The organism is Parasphingorhabdus cellanae (genome assembly GCF_017498565.1).
Taxonomy (GTDB): Bacteria; Pseudomonadota; Alphaproteobacteria; order Sphingomonadales; family Sphingomonadaceae; genus Parasphingorhabdus; species Parasphingorhabdus cellanae.
In genome coordinates this window covers 3,064,030-3,077,432 of sequence record NZ_CP071794.1, presented here as the reverse complement: position 1 = coordinate 3,077,432, position 13,403 = coordinate 3,064,030, and the positions used below count along the sequence as shown (strand labels likewise).

The 13,403-nt window shown below is 51.9% G+C and carries 15 protein-coding genes; 1 reads left to right on the top strand and 14 read right to left on the bottom strand.

The window, feature by feature from the left end:
* The 13 genes from fliP to J4G78_RS14750 are packed head-to-tail and all read right to left on the bottom strand — an operon-like array spanning position 1 to position 11,405.
* Complete coding sequence (gene fliP, locus J4G78_RS14810) at positions 1 to 801, bottom strand: flagellar type III secretion system pore protein FliP (RefSeq protein WP_207987300.1); 801 nt, start codon at positions 799 to 801, stop codon at positions 1 to 3.
* Positions 791 to 1,045 (bottom strand): flagellar biosynthetic protein FliO, encoded by a 255-nt coding sequence (locus J4G78_RS14805; RefSeq protein ID WP_207987299.1) that lies wholly within the window; start codon positions 1,043 to 1,045, stop codon positions 791 to 793. Before J4G78_RS14805 ends, fliP begins: the two co-directional genes overlap by 11 nt.
* Positions 1,045 to 1,386 (bottom strand): flagellar motor switch protein FliN, encoded by a 342-nt coding sequence (gene fliN, locus J4G78_RS14800; protein WP_207987298.1) that lies wholly within the window; start codon positions 1,384 to 1,386, stop codon positions 1,045 to 1,047. The genes J4G78_RS14805 and fliN overlap by 1 nt, the downstream gene beginning before the upstream one ends.
* 9 nt (positions 1,387 to 1,395) lie before the next feature.
* A complete protein-coding gene (locus J4G78_RS14795; protein ID WP_207987297.1) occupies positions 1,396 to 2,319 on the bottom strand; it encodes a FliM/FliN family flagellar motor switch protein in 924 nt (307 codons plus the stop codon).
* 21 nt (positions 2,320 to 2,340) lie between these two features.
* The gene (locus J4G78_RS14790) at positions 2,341 to 2,913 is read right to left on the bottom strand and encodes a flagellar basal body-associated FliL family protein (protein WP_207987296.1); all 573 of its coding nucleotides are present in this window, start codon (positions 2,911 to 2,913) and stop codon (positions 2,341 to 2,343) included.
* Between the two features lie 45 nt (positions 2,914 to 2,958).
* A complete protein-coding gene (locus J4G78_RS14785; protein WP_207987295.1) occupies positions 2,959 to 4,542 on the bottom strand; it encodes a flagellar hook-length control protein FliK in 1,584 nt (527 codons plus the stop codon).
* Entirely contained in the window at positions 4,532 to 4,966 is a 435-nt protein-coding gene (locus J4G78_RS14780; protein ID WP_207987294.1) for a hypothetical protein, read from the bottom strand. Before J4G78_RS14780 ends, J4G78_RS14785 begins: the two co-directional genes overlap by 11 nt.
* Before the next feature lie 8 nt (positions 4,967 to 4,974).
* Positions 4,975 to 6,333 carry a FliI/YscN family ATPase gene (locus J4G78_RS14775; RefSeq protein WP_207987293.1) on the bottom strand — a complete coding sequence of 453 codons (1,359 nt, stop codon included), beginning with the start codon at positions 6,331 to 6,333 and terminating at the stop codon, positions 4,975 to 4,977.
* Entirely contained in the window at positions 6,326 to 7,003 is a 678-nt protein-coding gene (locus tag J4G78_RS14770; protein WP_207987292.1) for a FliH/SctL family protein, read from the bottom strand. Before J4G78_RS14770 ends, J4G78_RS14775 begins: the two co-directional genes overlap by 8 nt.
* Positions 6,996 to 8,048: a flagellar motor switch protein FliG gene (locus tag J4G78_RS14765; RefSeq protein WP_207987291.1), complete on the bottom strand. Its 1,053-nt coding sequence runs from the start codon at positions 8,046 to 8,048 to the stop codon at positions 6,996 to 6,998. The genes J4G78_RS14770 and J4G78_RS14765 overlap by 8 nt, the downstream gene beginning before the upstream one ends.
* Positions 8,041 to 9,810, bottom strand: a complete 1,770-nt coding sequence (gene fliF / locus J4G78_RS14760) for a flagellar basal-body MS-ring/collar protein FliF (RefSeq protein WP_207987290.1) — start codon at positions 9,808 to 9,810, stop codon at positions 8,041 to 8,043. The genes J4G78_RS14765 and fliF overlap by 8 nt, the downstream gene beginning before the upstream one ends.
* Before the next feature lie 3 nt (positions 9,811 to 9,813).
* A complete protein-coding gene (fliE, locus tag J4G78_RS14755) occupies positions 9,814 to 10,176 on the bottom strand; it encodes a flagellar hook-basal body complex protein FliE (RefSeq protein ID WP_207987289.1) in 363 nt (120 codons plus the stop codon).
* 14 nt (positions 10,177 to 10,190) lie between these two features.
* Positions 10,191 to 11,405 (bottom strand): sigma-54 interaction domain-containing protein, encoded by a 1,215-nt coding sequence (locus J4G78_RS14750; RefSeq protein WP_207987288.1) that lies wholly within the window; start codon positions 11,403 to 11,405, stop codon positions 10,191 to 10,193.
* A gap of 355 nt (positions 11,406 to 11,760) precedes the next feature.
* On the opposite strand from J4G78_RS14750, the gene J4G78_RS14745 reads away from it, so the two are divergent.
* A complete protein-coding gene (locus tag J4G78_RS14745; RefSeq protein WP_207987287.1) occupies positions 11,761 to 12,576 on the top strand; it encodes a flagellin N-terminal helical domain-containing protein in 816 nt (271 codons plus the stop codon).
* 104 nt (positions 12,577 to 12,680) lie between these two features.
* Here J4G78_RS14745 and J4G78_RS14740 read toward each other — a convergent pair whose 3' ends face one another.
* The gene (locus J4G78_RS14740; RefSeq protein ID WP_207987286.1) at positions 12,681 to 13,400 is read right to left on the bottom strand and encodes a sigma-70 family RNA polymerase sigma factor; all 720 of its coding nucleotides are present in this window, start codon (positions 13,398 to 13,400) and stop codon (positions 12,681 to 12,683) included.
* Positions 13,401 to 13,403: the final 3 nt, after the last annotated feature.

Below are 13,403 nucleotides of genomic sequence, written 5' to 3'. Positions count from 1 at the left end.
CTATTTCGCAAACGAGGCTGCGAGGGAGCCCATAGTCAGAGCCCAACCATCAACCAGAACAAAAAGCAGCAGCTTGAACGGCATGGATATGATCACCGGAGATAACATCATCATACCAAGCGCCATCAACACAGCAGCAACGACGAGATCAATGATCAGGAACGGCAGGAATATGAGGAAACCAATCTGAAAAGCTGTCTTCAATTCACTGGTTACAAAGGCTGGCAACATGATCGAGAACGGGATGTCTTCGGTGGTTTCGAAACCTTCCTCATTGGCAAGGTCCATGAATAACCGAAGGTCGCTCTGGCGGGTCTGTTTCGCCATGAAGCTGTGCATGACCTTGCCCGATCTATCAATCGCTTCGGTCAAGGTGATCTGATCGGAGGAATAAGGTTCGATCGCCTGCTGGTTGATTTGTTCAATACTCGGAGCCATCACAAACATGGACAGAAAGAGCGATAATCCGATCAAAACCTGATTGGGCGGCGTCTGCTGCAAGCCTAGGGCGTGACGCAGTATCGATAATACAATGATGATCCGCGTGAAGCTGGTCATCATAAGAACTATGGACGGCAAAACCGTCAACAGTCCCATGACGATCAGTATCTGCAGCGTCACGCTCAGCGGCTGACCGTCGCCCGATACATCATCCAGAGCGCGCTCAAGCGCTTCGGAAGCGCCTGCTGGTGCTGCGGCCGGTTCAGCTGCGGGCAGCGCTTGTGCAAAAGCCGGATCTGCAACCAATGCAGAGACAGCGAGCGCAACCATCGCCCAAAAATAGGTGAATTTAATCCGCATTTTGAGCATCAATCTTGGCAACACCGTTGCGGGTGACAGACAGGAGTATCTTCCGTCCTTCGAAACTCACCACGGCCAATTTGTTGTTCACGCCGATCGGATGCACTTCGACGATGTTGAGGCTGCCAGTTTTGGCGCGCATCATCGATTGCGGCTGATACTTGCGATAAAGCCAGAGTGAACCGTAAATCAGCAAGCCAATTAGCGGCAGCATGATGAGCAGTTTGACGATGTAAAAGGTCATCAGTTGCGCCTTTCCACACGCGCTCGGGCCATACCGTTCGAAACGATTTCCGCGATACGCACACCGAATTTATTCTTGACTGGAACGACTTCGCCGCGTGCGACCAAAGTTCCGTTCACATTGATATCGATCAGCTGATCGACCTGACGATCCAACTCGACAATGGAGCCTTCTTTAAGGTCCATTATTTCGGATACCGTCATCGATACGCTGCCGACCTCAACCGATAACCGGACCTTGATATCGGCGAGAAATGCATAGTGATCCTGAGGCTCGCTGATGTTAACGCTCGCTTGCTCTGCGGCTTCAAGAGCCTCGCTGTCATGTGTCATATCGTTCATTATCTGGTCCTATAAAAAATGTTTGATTTTGAAGGCGACACCGCCATTTTGCTCACCAATACAGCCATGGGCGAAGACCCGGTCACCGATAATCAGTGGCACGTTATCGGTTGGCGAGACGGGCAGAATATCGCCCACTGCCATCCGTGATAATTGAGATAATTCCATTGTTGGCCGAGCCAATACGGAGCGGACTGGCATGTAAACTTGATCCAGAGAATCTTTCAGTGCGCTTTGCCAAACTGGATCTATCACACTGATTTCATGGGATAGTGGACGGTTCAGCTGTGGCTCAATCTCGGCCAGTCCATCTATCGATTGAATGAAGTCAATCGCTTCAATTGCATGGCCGGACAAAGCCACCCGCGCCGATCCGACCAGAATATTGGGATCATCCAAATCCATCTCGATGTCACCCTTGTCATGGACAAATCCAACAAAGCGAACCTTGGTTTCCAACACCGCCGACCATCCGTCGGTTAGGCCATCACCAATCGCCGCCGCCAGCCGAGCAATCATCCCTTTTTCAGAGCGGGTCAGATTACCTTTTGTACATGTCTCGCCATCAAAGTTTCCGCCAAAAAAGCAATCAACACTTGCTGTCAGGAACAATCGGGAAATACGGACCCAGATCGGTGTTGTTGAAACACCAAAGTGATATCGCAGGTAAACCGCGTCGGTTTCTTGCGCGGCATACCAGTCTAAATAGGCCAACGTGTCGCTGCTGGCCATTTCCACTGCCAATTCACATCCGATAATATCGGTCAAGCGGCGCTTTAATTGACCAGCGAGTTTTTTCTCAACCTTATGATAAACCGTTAAAAGCGTATCATCCGGGCCGCTTTTTTTAAGCAAGCTATGCTCTACCGCGGCCTGAGCTCGCTGTGTGTCGGCGCCAGTGGATTGCATGGCATCAGGGGATGGATTGGACATGACCTCGGCCTCCTCTATTCTCTACTGAACCACCAGGCTGGTGAAATAGACGTCCTCTATCCCGCCAAATCCGCTCTTCTCTCGCAAGGTCGCATTGATGACATCGCGAAGTTTTTTCTTGAGCAGCAGCTTCCCTTCTGGCGTTTCCAACTCCACCGGGTTCTGTTGTCCCAGCTCCATCAGCACCGCCGAGCGGATGGCGATTTCGTGCGCTGTCACGTTTTCAAAAACGCGCTCGTCATAATAGGTTGAAATGGCGAGCGACAATTGCGCAAAGCTCTCGGAACTATAAAGATTTGATGTGAACGGCTGCTCTATCTGATGGTATGATATGGTGAACTTGCTGGCGTCCGGCTCGGGCATGGCCGACTTTGCCTCTTTTTCACTGACCGCAGTTCCGTCTTTAAGAATGATCTTGGGCTTATTAGGGTCTTCCGGTTCTTGGCCTTCGCTATTCATCGTTCCAGCTACATAGAAACCGCCAGCCGCGCCGCCGCCGCCGAGCACGGCAACCGCGACAAGACCGACGATAAGCCCCTTCATCTTACCCTTTTTCTTTTTGGGCTTTTCTTCTTCTGGATTGGCATCTGACATATTGACCTCTGGAATTTATATTGGTTCTGATTATCTGATATTGGTTCAGGCGTAGCGGCTGTTATCCGTCGCTTCGCGACCGGTGGGATCGCTTCCGGTTGATATAGTGGTGCCGCGGTTTTGTGGCTGGGTTGCGCGCTCCTGATTGGCATTCGCGCTGTCCTGCTGCTCAAAATTCATGTTCGGATTTGGGTTAGCTGAAGACAGATTTTCTTTGACATCGACCCGCAGGATCAGATCAGAGCGTCCCTGCCCCTTCAGCATCTCTTGAATCGCTTGACTGTGCTGCGCAATGACATCGCGCGCTGCATCGCTTTCGGCCTCAATCCGTATAATCTCATTCGCGCCCTGGGCGACCAAGGATATCTCCAAGCGTCCCATATTTTTCGGGTTTATCTCAAATTTCTTGAGGTCACCGTTGATCCTCAGGTCGCTAATTTCCGAAGCAAAGCGCTCGGCAAATTGTGGCGCATTCCAGTTAAAGCTTAATGTCTTTTGCGTGGCTGTTTGAGAGGGACTGGCACCGGTTTGGGAAGTGGGTGTCACCGTTTCAACAGAGCTATCCAAAGAAGCGGCGGCGGGAAGATTCTCTATCTCCACAGTCGACGATTTGGCTTCCATCTTGATCGGTTTATCAGCAGAAATAGTAGGTTCAGGACCTTCAATTTCACTATTTTGAGAAACCTTGAAACGCTCGTCTTTGAGGCTGTTCGCCAATCGAAGGTCCAGCAAATTTTCTGTTTTCTGGCCTGGGGTAACATTCTGCGACGTTGTCGGCGCATATGATATCTCGGCATTTTCATTATCTACCTTGGACAGATTGAGCATATCCGCATCTGAAAAAGGCTTCACCGAAACCAGTGCTTTTGCTGCGTTGTCCAACGGCTTATTTTCCGTCTGTGTTTGGACAGTTTTGCCAGATGAAAGCTCAGCCAGCACTCTGCTATGGATCACAGGTTTCAGAGCCTCTGGCGATTTGCCGTCAACCACATGCTTATTTTCAGAGCCCGGGATGCCCCGCTGTTGATCGATATCGCTTGGAACAGCCGCATCAGGTTTGCCGGCGGGGCCATCGACAAAAATCAATGGAATAGAAGCAACTTTATTGACGTCGTCCAGCGCAAGTTTCGGCTTTTCAGTACCCTTGTCGCTTGTCGGCAAATTGACCGGTGCCAGGATTGGTCCTGTAGGAGATGAGCCGTTTGCAGAAGTTGCTTCATCGGTCCTTATAGCGGATGGAGTTTCGCTGACCGGCAATTGCGAAATGAAGCGTTCCGTTTCCGAAGCAGCCACCGAGGTATGAAAAGAACCATCGGAGAGCAATTCGGCGTTTTCACTGCGGCCTTCAGCCGAAGCCTTGAAAGTGCTAGACTGGGGAAGATGAAAACCGTTCGCTGTTGATACCGGTTTAGCATCAGAGTTTACGAACTGCTCCAGGAACTGCTGACCGCGCGCGTCCTCCACCATATCGGGGAGGCCATCTTCAACTGTCAAACGCGCCCGATCTTCACCGGGAGCGAGAAGGGAGCTGAACTCATTATTTGCCGTGCGTGTTTCCATACCCAAAGGCTTTGCAGAAAGCATGCCAATTATGGATTGAGCGGTTTCTGACATGATTTTACCGATCATCGCGGCGACCCTTTTTCTTGTTTTTACCTATATTATACAGTATGTTGTGCTTAATATCGGCTTTGAATGTTTCTGCTTTTTGTGCTTTTCGAAGGTTCGACTGCAGGATCTTCTCGGTGCTCTCATAGGTCGTCCGGGCGGCAAGACTTTGCCGCTCTGCCTGGGCAAATTCTTGCCTTGCCGTTTCTATCGAGGCCTCTATCGAGCGTTCCGCATCGACCAATCGGCCCGAAAGTTCCATTCTGGCTGACAACATGTCGGCGTCGATCGCTTCGACGTCCGAAAATATGTCTGTTTGCAAACCTTTGATACGCGCCGCGCTATTTTGTAGCGCTGTGCAATGGTTCCCCGCTTTCGCCAGTTCGCTTTCCTTCAGTTTTTTCTGGGTGTCGCGCACCTTCAAAATGCGCTGAAGGCCCTTCACCTTTCGTTTCATGGCTCGAACAGACTGGCCAGGTCGCTAACGCTTTGTTGGAAATTGATCAGCTCGCGCGGCTTTTGCTTGATATAGTCCACCATGATCGGCCACTGCGCCAGCGCTTCGTCAATATTGGGATCGCTCCCGGCCTGATAAGCGCCCATCAAAACCAAATCTCGGTTCTCTTCAAAGATCGACCAGAGCCGCCGAAAATGTGTCTGCGCGGCATGATGATGATCGTCGATAATATCGACCGCGACCCGGCTGATTGATTTACCGACATCAATGGCTGGAAAAATACCCTGTTCGGCGAGGGAACGTGACAGGATAATATGCCCGTCCGCAATCGCACGGGCGCTATCGACAACCGGATCATCCAGATCGTCTCCATCCGCCAAGACGGTATAAATTGCGGTAATAGAGCCACCAGTCTCACTATCGTTGCCGGCCCGCTCGATTAATCGCGGAATCATCGACAGCGCTGACGGCGGGTAGCCTTTCATCGTCGGTGGTTCCCCTGCCGCCAAGCCAATTTCGCGCTGCGCATGGGCGACGCGGGTCAAGCTATCGATGACCAGCACGACGGATTTTCCTTGCGAGCGGAAATGCTCTGCAATGGCCGTGGCCCGATGCGCTGCTTTCAACCGGGATGAAGGAGAGTGATCCGCAGGGACTGCTACCGTTATCGTCGGTACAGCATCCTTTTTGGCATTGCGGCGATTGACGAAGTCATTCACTTCACGACCACGCTCCCCGATCAGCCCAACGACAACGACATCCGCGACCACGCCATCCAAAATCTGATTGATCAGCATTGATTTGCCGACACCGGACCCGGCTATGATAGCAACCCGCTGTCCCTGGCCAAAGGTCAACAACCCATTGAGCGCTCTTATGCCCATATCTATCGGTTTGGTAACGCTGGCGCGGCGCATGACATTGCCTTCGAGACCTGACAGGGGCACGCTTTCGGTGGCCAATATCGGCCCTTTGCCGTCAATCGGTTCGCCCATCGGACCAACAATGCGGCCAAATAGCGCGTCTCCAACAGCGGCTTCGTTTGATTTCAGATAAGGCATCACGCGGCTTCCGCTGCGCAGCGGAGCGTCCTGTACCATCGGGATCATCAGAGCGCGTGATCCTTTAAAGCCAACCACCTCAGCGCTAATTTCCCGGCCGTCCGTTGCTATGACGCGGCCCGAATAGCCCAAAGGATAAGCAAAACCAGTTACTTCCAGCATACCATTGTCATGGGCAGATAATTTGCCGACATAGCGCGGCTCGTTGCTGATATGCTCGATGCGCGCCAATAAGCCCTGGATACCCTTTCCAGTATTGGGATCACTGACAAATTCTGGTTGCCCGTCAGTCATAATCGCTGTCCGATTGCGGATCGCTAAATTCGTCAATCAGGGCGTGCAGCTCGTCGAGTACCACCTCAGACCCTTTTTCGATCCAGCCGCCGGCATGACTGAGTTTCAAATTTCCGCGCAGCATTAATGGATCCGGCCGCAGCACTAATTTGCAGGCATCCTGATCGATCAATGCCAAATCATCGGGATGGAGAACGAGACTGGCGCCCTTCTGGTCCTGATCAATTTTATCAGCCAGTTGGGTGGCCCAAGCCTGCAACAATACAGGATCGGGCACAGCGAGTTCCGAACAGCGCCGAAACAGCGATTCAATCGCGTTCAGGATTAGAGAAAAACTGCCAGTCGAATGGAGGTCATTCAAATGGCGGATAGCCTCAGCAATATTGGTCGCCGCTTGATCATCTTGCGCCCGTTCGGCTGCGACAGCGGCTTGTCCATCTTCCCAACCCTTGCGATAGGCCGCCTCAAATATATCCTCTTCTTGGTCACCAGCGGGTGCCATGGTTTCTGAAGCTTCTTGATCGCCAAAGCTTTGAAAATGGTTGCCAGAAGTGGAACCGCCGGCCGGGTTTCCCGACCAAGCTGAAAACTCTTTCTGTTCGATCGGCATACGCCACAGCGGAACGACATCATCACCGTGCAAGTTTTTTTCCGAATGCAGGTCAGACATAATCAGCGCCGCCGGTCGACATACTGATTTCGCCATTGTCGAGCATCAGCTTGGCGACTGCGATGACGCCTCGCTGCGCATCAACCACAGCTTCCATAGGCAGTGGCGGCGCCTCTTCCATTTCGTCCTGGATAGTTTCGGCAGCGCGCTGCGACATAGATTCGAAAATCTTGGCTTTGAGCTCGCTTGATGCGCCACGCAATGCGGGAACCAATATGCTGGAATCCACCTTGCGTGCGACAGTGCCGATATCCTTTTTCGACAAGTTGATCAGATCTGCGAATACGAACATTTCATCTTCGATTTGTTTCGCGATTTTCTTGTTGCGGCGGTTAACGCCTTTGAGCACAGCCTGACCGACTTGCTTGGGCAGGTTGTTAACGATGGAGGCACTGTCCATCACGCCGCCAATTTCCATTGGCGGTGCGATTTCCTCGGCCGATGGCGTGTTGTTCTCTAATAAACCATGGATTTGAGCCAAAGCATGGGCGCTTACTGGGCCCAATGTCGCCACGCGATAGACCAATTCTTCCATCAATTCCGGAGCCACTAATTGCAACATGTCTGCAGCGGCCTCGGGTGTCATGAACGAAATTAGCACGGCCGCGATCTGCGGCGGTTCGCTTGACACGAGTTCTGCAAGATCTTTTACAGGCACCCATTTCAGAAGCTCAGCGATATTGCTCGGCCTTTTCGGCGCAAAACGGTTCATCATCGTTTCCGCGCGCGATGTACCCAGTGCTTGTCGGAAAACCCGGCTTACTTTTTCATCGGACTTGTAAGCCACCATCGTCCGGTTTCTGGTCAGCTGCAAAAACTTGTCCAGCGACCCATTAATCTGGACGGCATCGACATCGGCAACGCTGAACATCGCCTCACCGAGCAGCTCAGCTTCGTCTGGCTCAAGCCGCTCAAGAATCTTGGCCGCTTCTTCGTCATCAAATAACAGCATTAAGATCGCGGCGGTCTGACGACCTGTGATCAATTCCAGTTGCGCACCATCTTTTTCGGAAGCGCTGTCTTTATCGGTTGCTGCTTCAGCCATCCGCTTCCTCCAGCTCATCCGTTTCTTTCAGGAGTTCTTTCACAACCAGCGCGGCATGATCAGGGTTTTGACGAACAAAATTCTGGGTCAGCAATGCGCGTTCCTGATAGCTCGGCGCCGCCTGGATCATGTCGATTGTGACGGGGCTACCTTCATGCTGGACTGCTGAGATCACGCCGTTTCCCGCGCTGCCATTTGCCTGCGTTCCGTTCGGCAAGCTGCGATTTTGCATCATCAGATCAGCCGGAACATTGGCGCCTGCAGCAATATCGGCTTTGCGCTCTTTCTCAGCATTTAACCAACGCTTCAAAATAGGACGAGCAATCAGGAAGATTATGAGGAGGGCAACAATCAGGGCCGTTACATTTCTGCTAACAATCCCGAACCAAGGCGATTCATACCAGACCGCTTCTGCTTCCGTCTCGGTTACCGGACGGAACTGGCTGGCAGAAACTGCGATCTGATCGCCGCGTTCAGCGTTAAAACCGATCGTTCCCTTTACCAGCTTTTCAATGTCCTGAATTTCTTTGGGCGATTTGGCGTTTTTCAAGGCCTTGTCATCAATTGCAACGGCCACCGAGAGACGCGATACTTGACCGGTCGCTTGATTGGTCACGGCTATTTCCCGTGCAAGTTCAAAATTCCGCTTATATTCTTCGCTGGTTCTCAGCTGCTGAGTTTGCGCCGCACCCTGCTCTTCTTCACCTTCAGGCTGTTCCTCAAGTGTCGCAGCATCGGGTGGTCGATTGGCAAGGGCACCGGGGATCCCGCCCACTTGTGAACCACCAATTGGTTCTTCCGAACGCATTCCCTGCTCTGATCGCAATACCGATCCGTCGGTGGGATAGATTTCGCTCGTGGCCTGTTTTTCGTCGAAATTCACATCTGCGGTTACTTCGGCAACAAAATTTCCGGGGCCGACGATAGGTGTCAAAAGGCTCGCTAAGGATTGCCGATACCGATCTTCGATCGCCGCTTTGATTTTCAGCTGCGTATCATTTTCGTCAGACTCAGCGTCTTCACGGCCGGACAGCAACCGGCCATTTTGATCGATCACGGAAACATTGGCAGCCGACAGGCCAGGTACGGAACTGGCGACCAGGTTCAATATTGCTCGTGTCTGCTTATCATCGAGCTTGTTCGAACCAGCCAGTTGTAAAATGACCGAAGCGCCCGGCTCATTTCTATCACGCAAGAAGATGCTTGGTTGTTCAACCGCCAAATGGACCCGCGCAGACATGACATTGTCGAGCGCCTCAATTGACCGCGCCAGATCCATTTCTCTGGCCGCGCGCAATTTTTCCGATTCAACCGCGCGACTAGCGCCCATTGGCATGCTCGACATGATGGTGTCGCCGCTAGGAGCGGTGCGGGGAAGTCCCTGACCTGCCAATTCTATTTTGGCGGTGTGATAATCCTCGTTGCTGACCGTTAAAGTCCCGGTAACATCATCAACCTGATAGGGGATATTCGCGCTTTGCAGAGCCTGCATCACGGCAGATTTGTCGTTATCAGGCAGCCCACGAAACAAATCGCGCTGCGGCGGTTCCCGCAACACCAACCAGGCTGACAATGCGGCAATCAGGACGGCGGACAATATGATAAGCGGCATCGCCCGCGCAATGGCAGGTTGCCGTGCGAAATTTTGGATTGATCCCAGCACACCGCCGGTACTGGCCCCGCCGCCATTCGCCGAAAATGCCTGTCCGCCTGATGGAGCAACTGGCGCTAGATTCTGACCAAGAGGTAGTTCTTCAGCCATCTATCACACCGACATGTTCATAATGTCTTTGTAAGCAGACAATAGCTTGTTGCGGACCTGTAAAGTGGATTCAAAACCCAGCGATGCTTTATGTTTGGACAGCATGACGGCCGCGACATCATTGGTTTCGCCCATCTGATAGGCGGTTGTATTGGCCTTCGCCGTCGCTTGCAGCTTGTTCACTTCCTGAATGGCATCGGTCAACTGATCGGCAAAGCCGGTTGGTCCTGATGCTTTCTCGGTCGGCGCTGCCTGACCGGGTCCAGAGAGATTGGACGTTTTGTTAGCTATATCCTGCAACGCATTATTGCGGTTCAGGATCGCATTGCGCGCCGCCATCAGGCTATTCATATTGACCGAAGACATCTTCTATCTCCTGCTCAAGCCGCCAGCGCACGCATATCGGCCATCCGATAGCGCAGCGTCCGTTCTGAAATACCAAGCTCTTTGGCAGCCTCACGGCGGTTGCCGTTGGTTTGTTCCAAGGTTCTGTTGATCGCATCATATTCGACGCTTTTGGAAATGGAATGCAGGTCGCGGCCGCGTACAAAGCGAGCTGAACTCCCCGGTTGTACGGCATCCTGTTTGGGTTGAGCAGACAGGCTCTCACCGGAAAACATCAAGTCGCTGGCTTTAAGACGATCGCCATCACACATGACCAGAGCGCGCTGCAGAACATTGGCAAGCTCGCGAACGTTACCGGGCCAATGATGCGCTTTTAAGCGATCGATGCAACATTGTGAAAGCGACACAAAATTCTCGCGCCCTTTTTGAAAATCCATCATCATGAAGGTTGAAATAGCGACAATGTCAGCGGGGCGTGCAGCAAGCGGTTCCAGTTCAACCGGCATAACGTTCAAACGCCAGTACAAATCTTCACGGAATTTTCCGGCTTTCACTTCTTCCGCAAAATTTCGGTTGGCTGCACAAATGATACGAACGTCAATTTTCTCGTGGCGGGTAGCACCAACGGGCAGTATCTCACCTTCCTGGAGCACACGGAGGAGCTTGGATTGGCTTTCCAGCGGCATCTCGGTAATCTCGTCGAGAAAAATAGTGCCGCCGTCGGCTTCCTTGAACAACCCAATGGCGCTGGCATAGGCACCGGTAAAAGCGCCTTTCTTATGACCGAACAAAATTGACTCGATCATAGTTTCGGTAATCGCTGCACAATTAATGGTGACAAGTTGCTTGTCTGCGCGGGTGCTGTTTTCGTGAATATATCTTGCGACACCTTCTTTGCCGGTCCCGGTTTCGCCGGTGATCATGACATTGGCGTCGCTCTGCGCCACGCGGGCGGCATATTTATATAAGGCAATAGATTTAGGATCTGCAAAGGCCGGCCCTTTGCCCCCGCGCATGGATTCGATGATACACGACAGACCAAAAACTTTGTCTGCCTCACCAAATTCAATGCGTGGGGGCTGGCTGAGGGTAGCCGGAACGAAACGGAATGGGCCATCGCGATAAATCACGACGGGATCTTTTGCACCACCATCAGCATCTGTTTTTGCTGCACCATCAATGTGGGGTAGCCGGGCAGCAGCAGATAACAATGTGTGGTTAGAGCCGATAGATTCGACACTCTTGAGCATATCAACAAGCTCTGGAAACCTAGAGACCAGGCTAGATTTTATTGCGTTGTTGATCATCTCATTCCCTCACGTTTTACTCTGAACACGGGATCCTTATTGTGTTCGCCTGATACCTCGCAATGTGCGTGCCAGTTTTGGGAAATGGCTAAAAACCAAGGTATTCCTGTCTAAAGCTGTCGGTTTTCCGACGATATTGTCGGAAAGCAGACAGTTATTGAGGGCGCCTGTCGGAGAACCGACAAAAATTTTTTATTAATTAATTTCAGACCCACCGTTAATTCTTCTGAGGCCGCTTCTGGAGACGAGGTGACCCACAGTATCAATCGACTAAGTAAATTGTGAAAAGGAAGTCACCATGACTGTAATAGGAACCAACGTAACAGCGCTCCGCACCAGCTATGCTTCAAACCAAGCTGAGATGGGTCTCGCTAAATCAATCGAACGCCTTTCAACCGGCCGCCGGATCAACTCTGCAGCTGATGATGCTGCCGGTAACGCTATCGCTACCCGCATGACCTCTGAGGTTCGCGGCCTGAACATGGCAATCCGTAACGCCAATGACGGCATTTCGCTGGCACAGACCGCAGAAGGCGGCATGAACGAGATTACCAGCATGTTGCAACGTATGCGTGAACTGGCCGTACAATCTGCCAACGGTACGCTTTCCGGCGGTGATCGCACCAATCTTCAGACCGAGGTTAGCGCGCTGATCAGCCAGATTGGCGACGTGGCATCCCGGACGACATTCAACGATGTCGCCTTGCTCGATGGCACCAACGCATCAATCAGCATCCAGACCGGCAGCGACGCAAGTCAAACTGTTTCTGTTGCTTTGACCGACGTTGACGCCACTGCATTGGCCGTCAACGCACTGGACATCAGCACAGAGGCTGGTGCTAATACTGCATTGGGCGCTCTGGACACTGCTCTGGACACGATTACCACGGCTCAGGCATCTTTGGGTGCGTCGCAGAACCGTCTTCAGACCACTGTATCCAACCTGTCTGACCGGGTCGCTAATATTACAGAATCCCGTTCGCGTATAATGGATGTGGATTTCTCGGCTGAAACCACTGAACTGGCCAAGAACCAGATTCTGAGCCAGGCTTCTGCAGCCATGCTCGCTCAGGCGAACCAGACACAACAGTCTGTATTAAGCCTGATCCGGTAATTGATAAGCTCAATGTTTAGCGAAAGGCCTCTTCCCGGGAACGGGGGAGGCTTTTTCTTTGCGTGCACGAATGGCTTTAGAGTGCAGGAAACGCTGCACTGTGCTTATTCGGAAGTCATCGCGGCTTGCAGCTTTTCCAATGCGCGCTTTTTTATCTGGCAAATACGTACTGACGATACATCCAGTACAGCGCCGATCTCATCCAGTTGCATCTCCTCGATAAAATAGGAGTTCAAGACCATTTGTTCGCGTTCATTCAGTTTTTTCAAATTTGCCGAGAGCAGCTCGATCATTTGACTTTTCTCAAGTGCTTCATGCTGATCATCCTCGTCATCAGTGAACCAGCTGCTAGAGTCGGAATAGACTTCATCAAGCGAGTCCACATGAATATCGGCCGCACGATCGGCGTTTTTACGAAATTCAGCCTGATCGATGCCCATGGCTTCCGCCAATTCGACTTCATTGGGCTCCCGGCCATTTTGCTGGGCAAGCTGATCGCTAACCCGCCGAAGGTTTTTATTCCACTCAACCGCGCTTCTACGAAGGCTGCACGTCGTTCTTAGATAGTCGATCATCGCGCCGCGAACGCGCACGTATAAATAGGTGCTGAAATTATGGCCTTGATCGACATATTTTCCGGCCGCTTCAACCATTGCAACCAATCCAACCTGGATGAGGTCTTCCAGTTCGATCTGTTCCGGCGAAAATGATTTAATCTGCCAAGCGATCTTATTCACCAGACTCTGATTTTCTCTTACCAGTCTGACCTCATCAATTTGCATGGCACCATAGGCCTGAGATGCTTTGTTTTTCGATTGCAGCATAAG

Bases quoted from the DNA above. Each gene is read 5' to 3' on its own strand.
- fliP (WP_207987300.1), bottom strand. From the start codon at position 801: ATGCGGATTAAATTCACCTATTTTTGGGCGATGGTTGCGCTCGCTGTC.
- J4G78_RS14805 (WP_207987299.1), bottom strand. From the start codon at position 1,045: ATGACCTTTTACATCGTCAAACTGCTCATCATGCTGCCGCTAATTGGC.
- fliN (WP_207987298.1), bottom strand. From the start codon at position 1,386: ATGAACGATATGACACATGACAGCGAGGCTCTTGAAGCCGCAGAGCAA.
- J4G78_RS14795 (WP_207987297.1), bottom strand. From the start codon at position 2,319: ATGTCCAATCCATCCCCTGATGCCATGCAATCCACTGGCGCCGACACA.
- J4G78_RS14790 (WP_207987296.1), bottom strand. From the start codon at position 2,913: ATGTCAGATGCCAATCCAGAAGAAGAAAAGCCCAAAAAGAAAAAGGGT.
- J4G78_RS14785 (WP_207987295.1), bottom strand. From the start codon at position 4,542: ATGATCGGTAAAATCATGTCAGAAACCGCTCAATCCATAATTGGCATG.
- J4G78_RS14775 (WP_207987293.1), bottom strand. From the start codon at position 6,333: ATGACTGACGGGCAACCAGAATTTGTCAGTGATCCCAATACTGGAAAG.
- J4G78_RS14770 (WP_207987292.1), bottom strand. From the start codon at position 7,003: ATGTCTGACCTGCATTCGGAAAAAAACTTGCACGGTGATGATGTCGTT.
- J4G78_RS14765 (WP_207987291.1), bottom strand. From the start codon at position 8,048: ATGGCTGAAGCAGCAACCGATAAAGACAGCGCTTCCGAAAAAGATGGT.
- fliF (WP_207987290.1), bottom strand. From the start codon at position 9,810: ATGGCTGAAGAACTACCTCTTGGTCAGAATCTAGCGCCAGTTGCTCCA.
- fliE (WP_207987289.1), bottom strand. From the start codon at position 10,176: ATGTCTTCGGTCAATATGAATAGCCTGATGGCGGCGCGCAATGCGATC.
- J4G78_RS14750 (WP_207987288.1), bottom strand. From the start codon at position 11,405: ATGCTCAAGAGTGTCGAATCTATCGGCTCTAACCACACATTGTTATCT.
- J4G78_RS14745 (WP_207987287.1), top strand. From the start codon at position 11,761: ATGACTGTAATAGGAACCAACGTAACAGCGCTCCGCACCAGCTATGCT.
- J4G78_RS14740 (WP_207987286.1), bottom strand. From the start codon at position 13,400: ATGCTGCAATCGAAAAACAAAGCATCTCAGGCCTATGGTGCCATGCAA.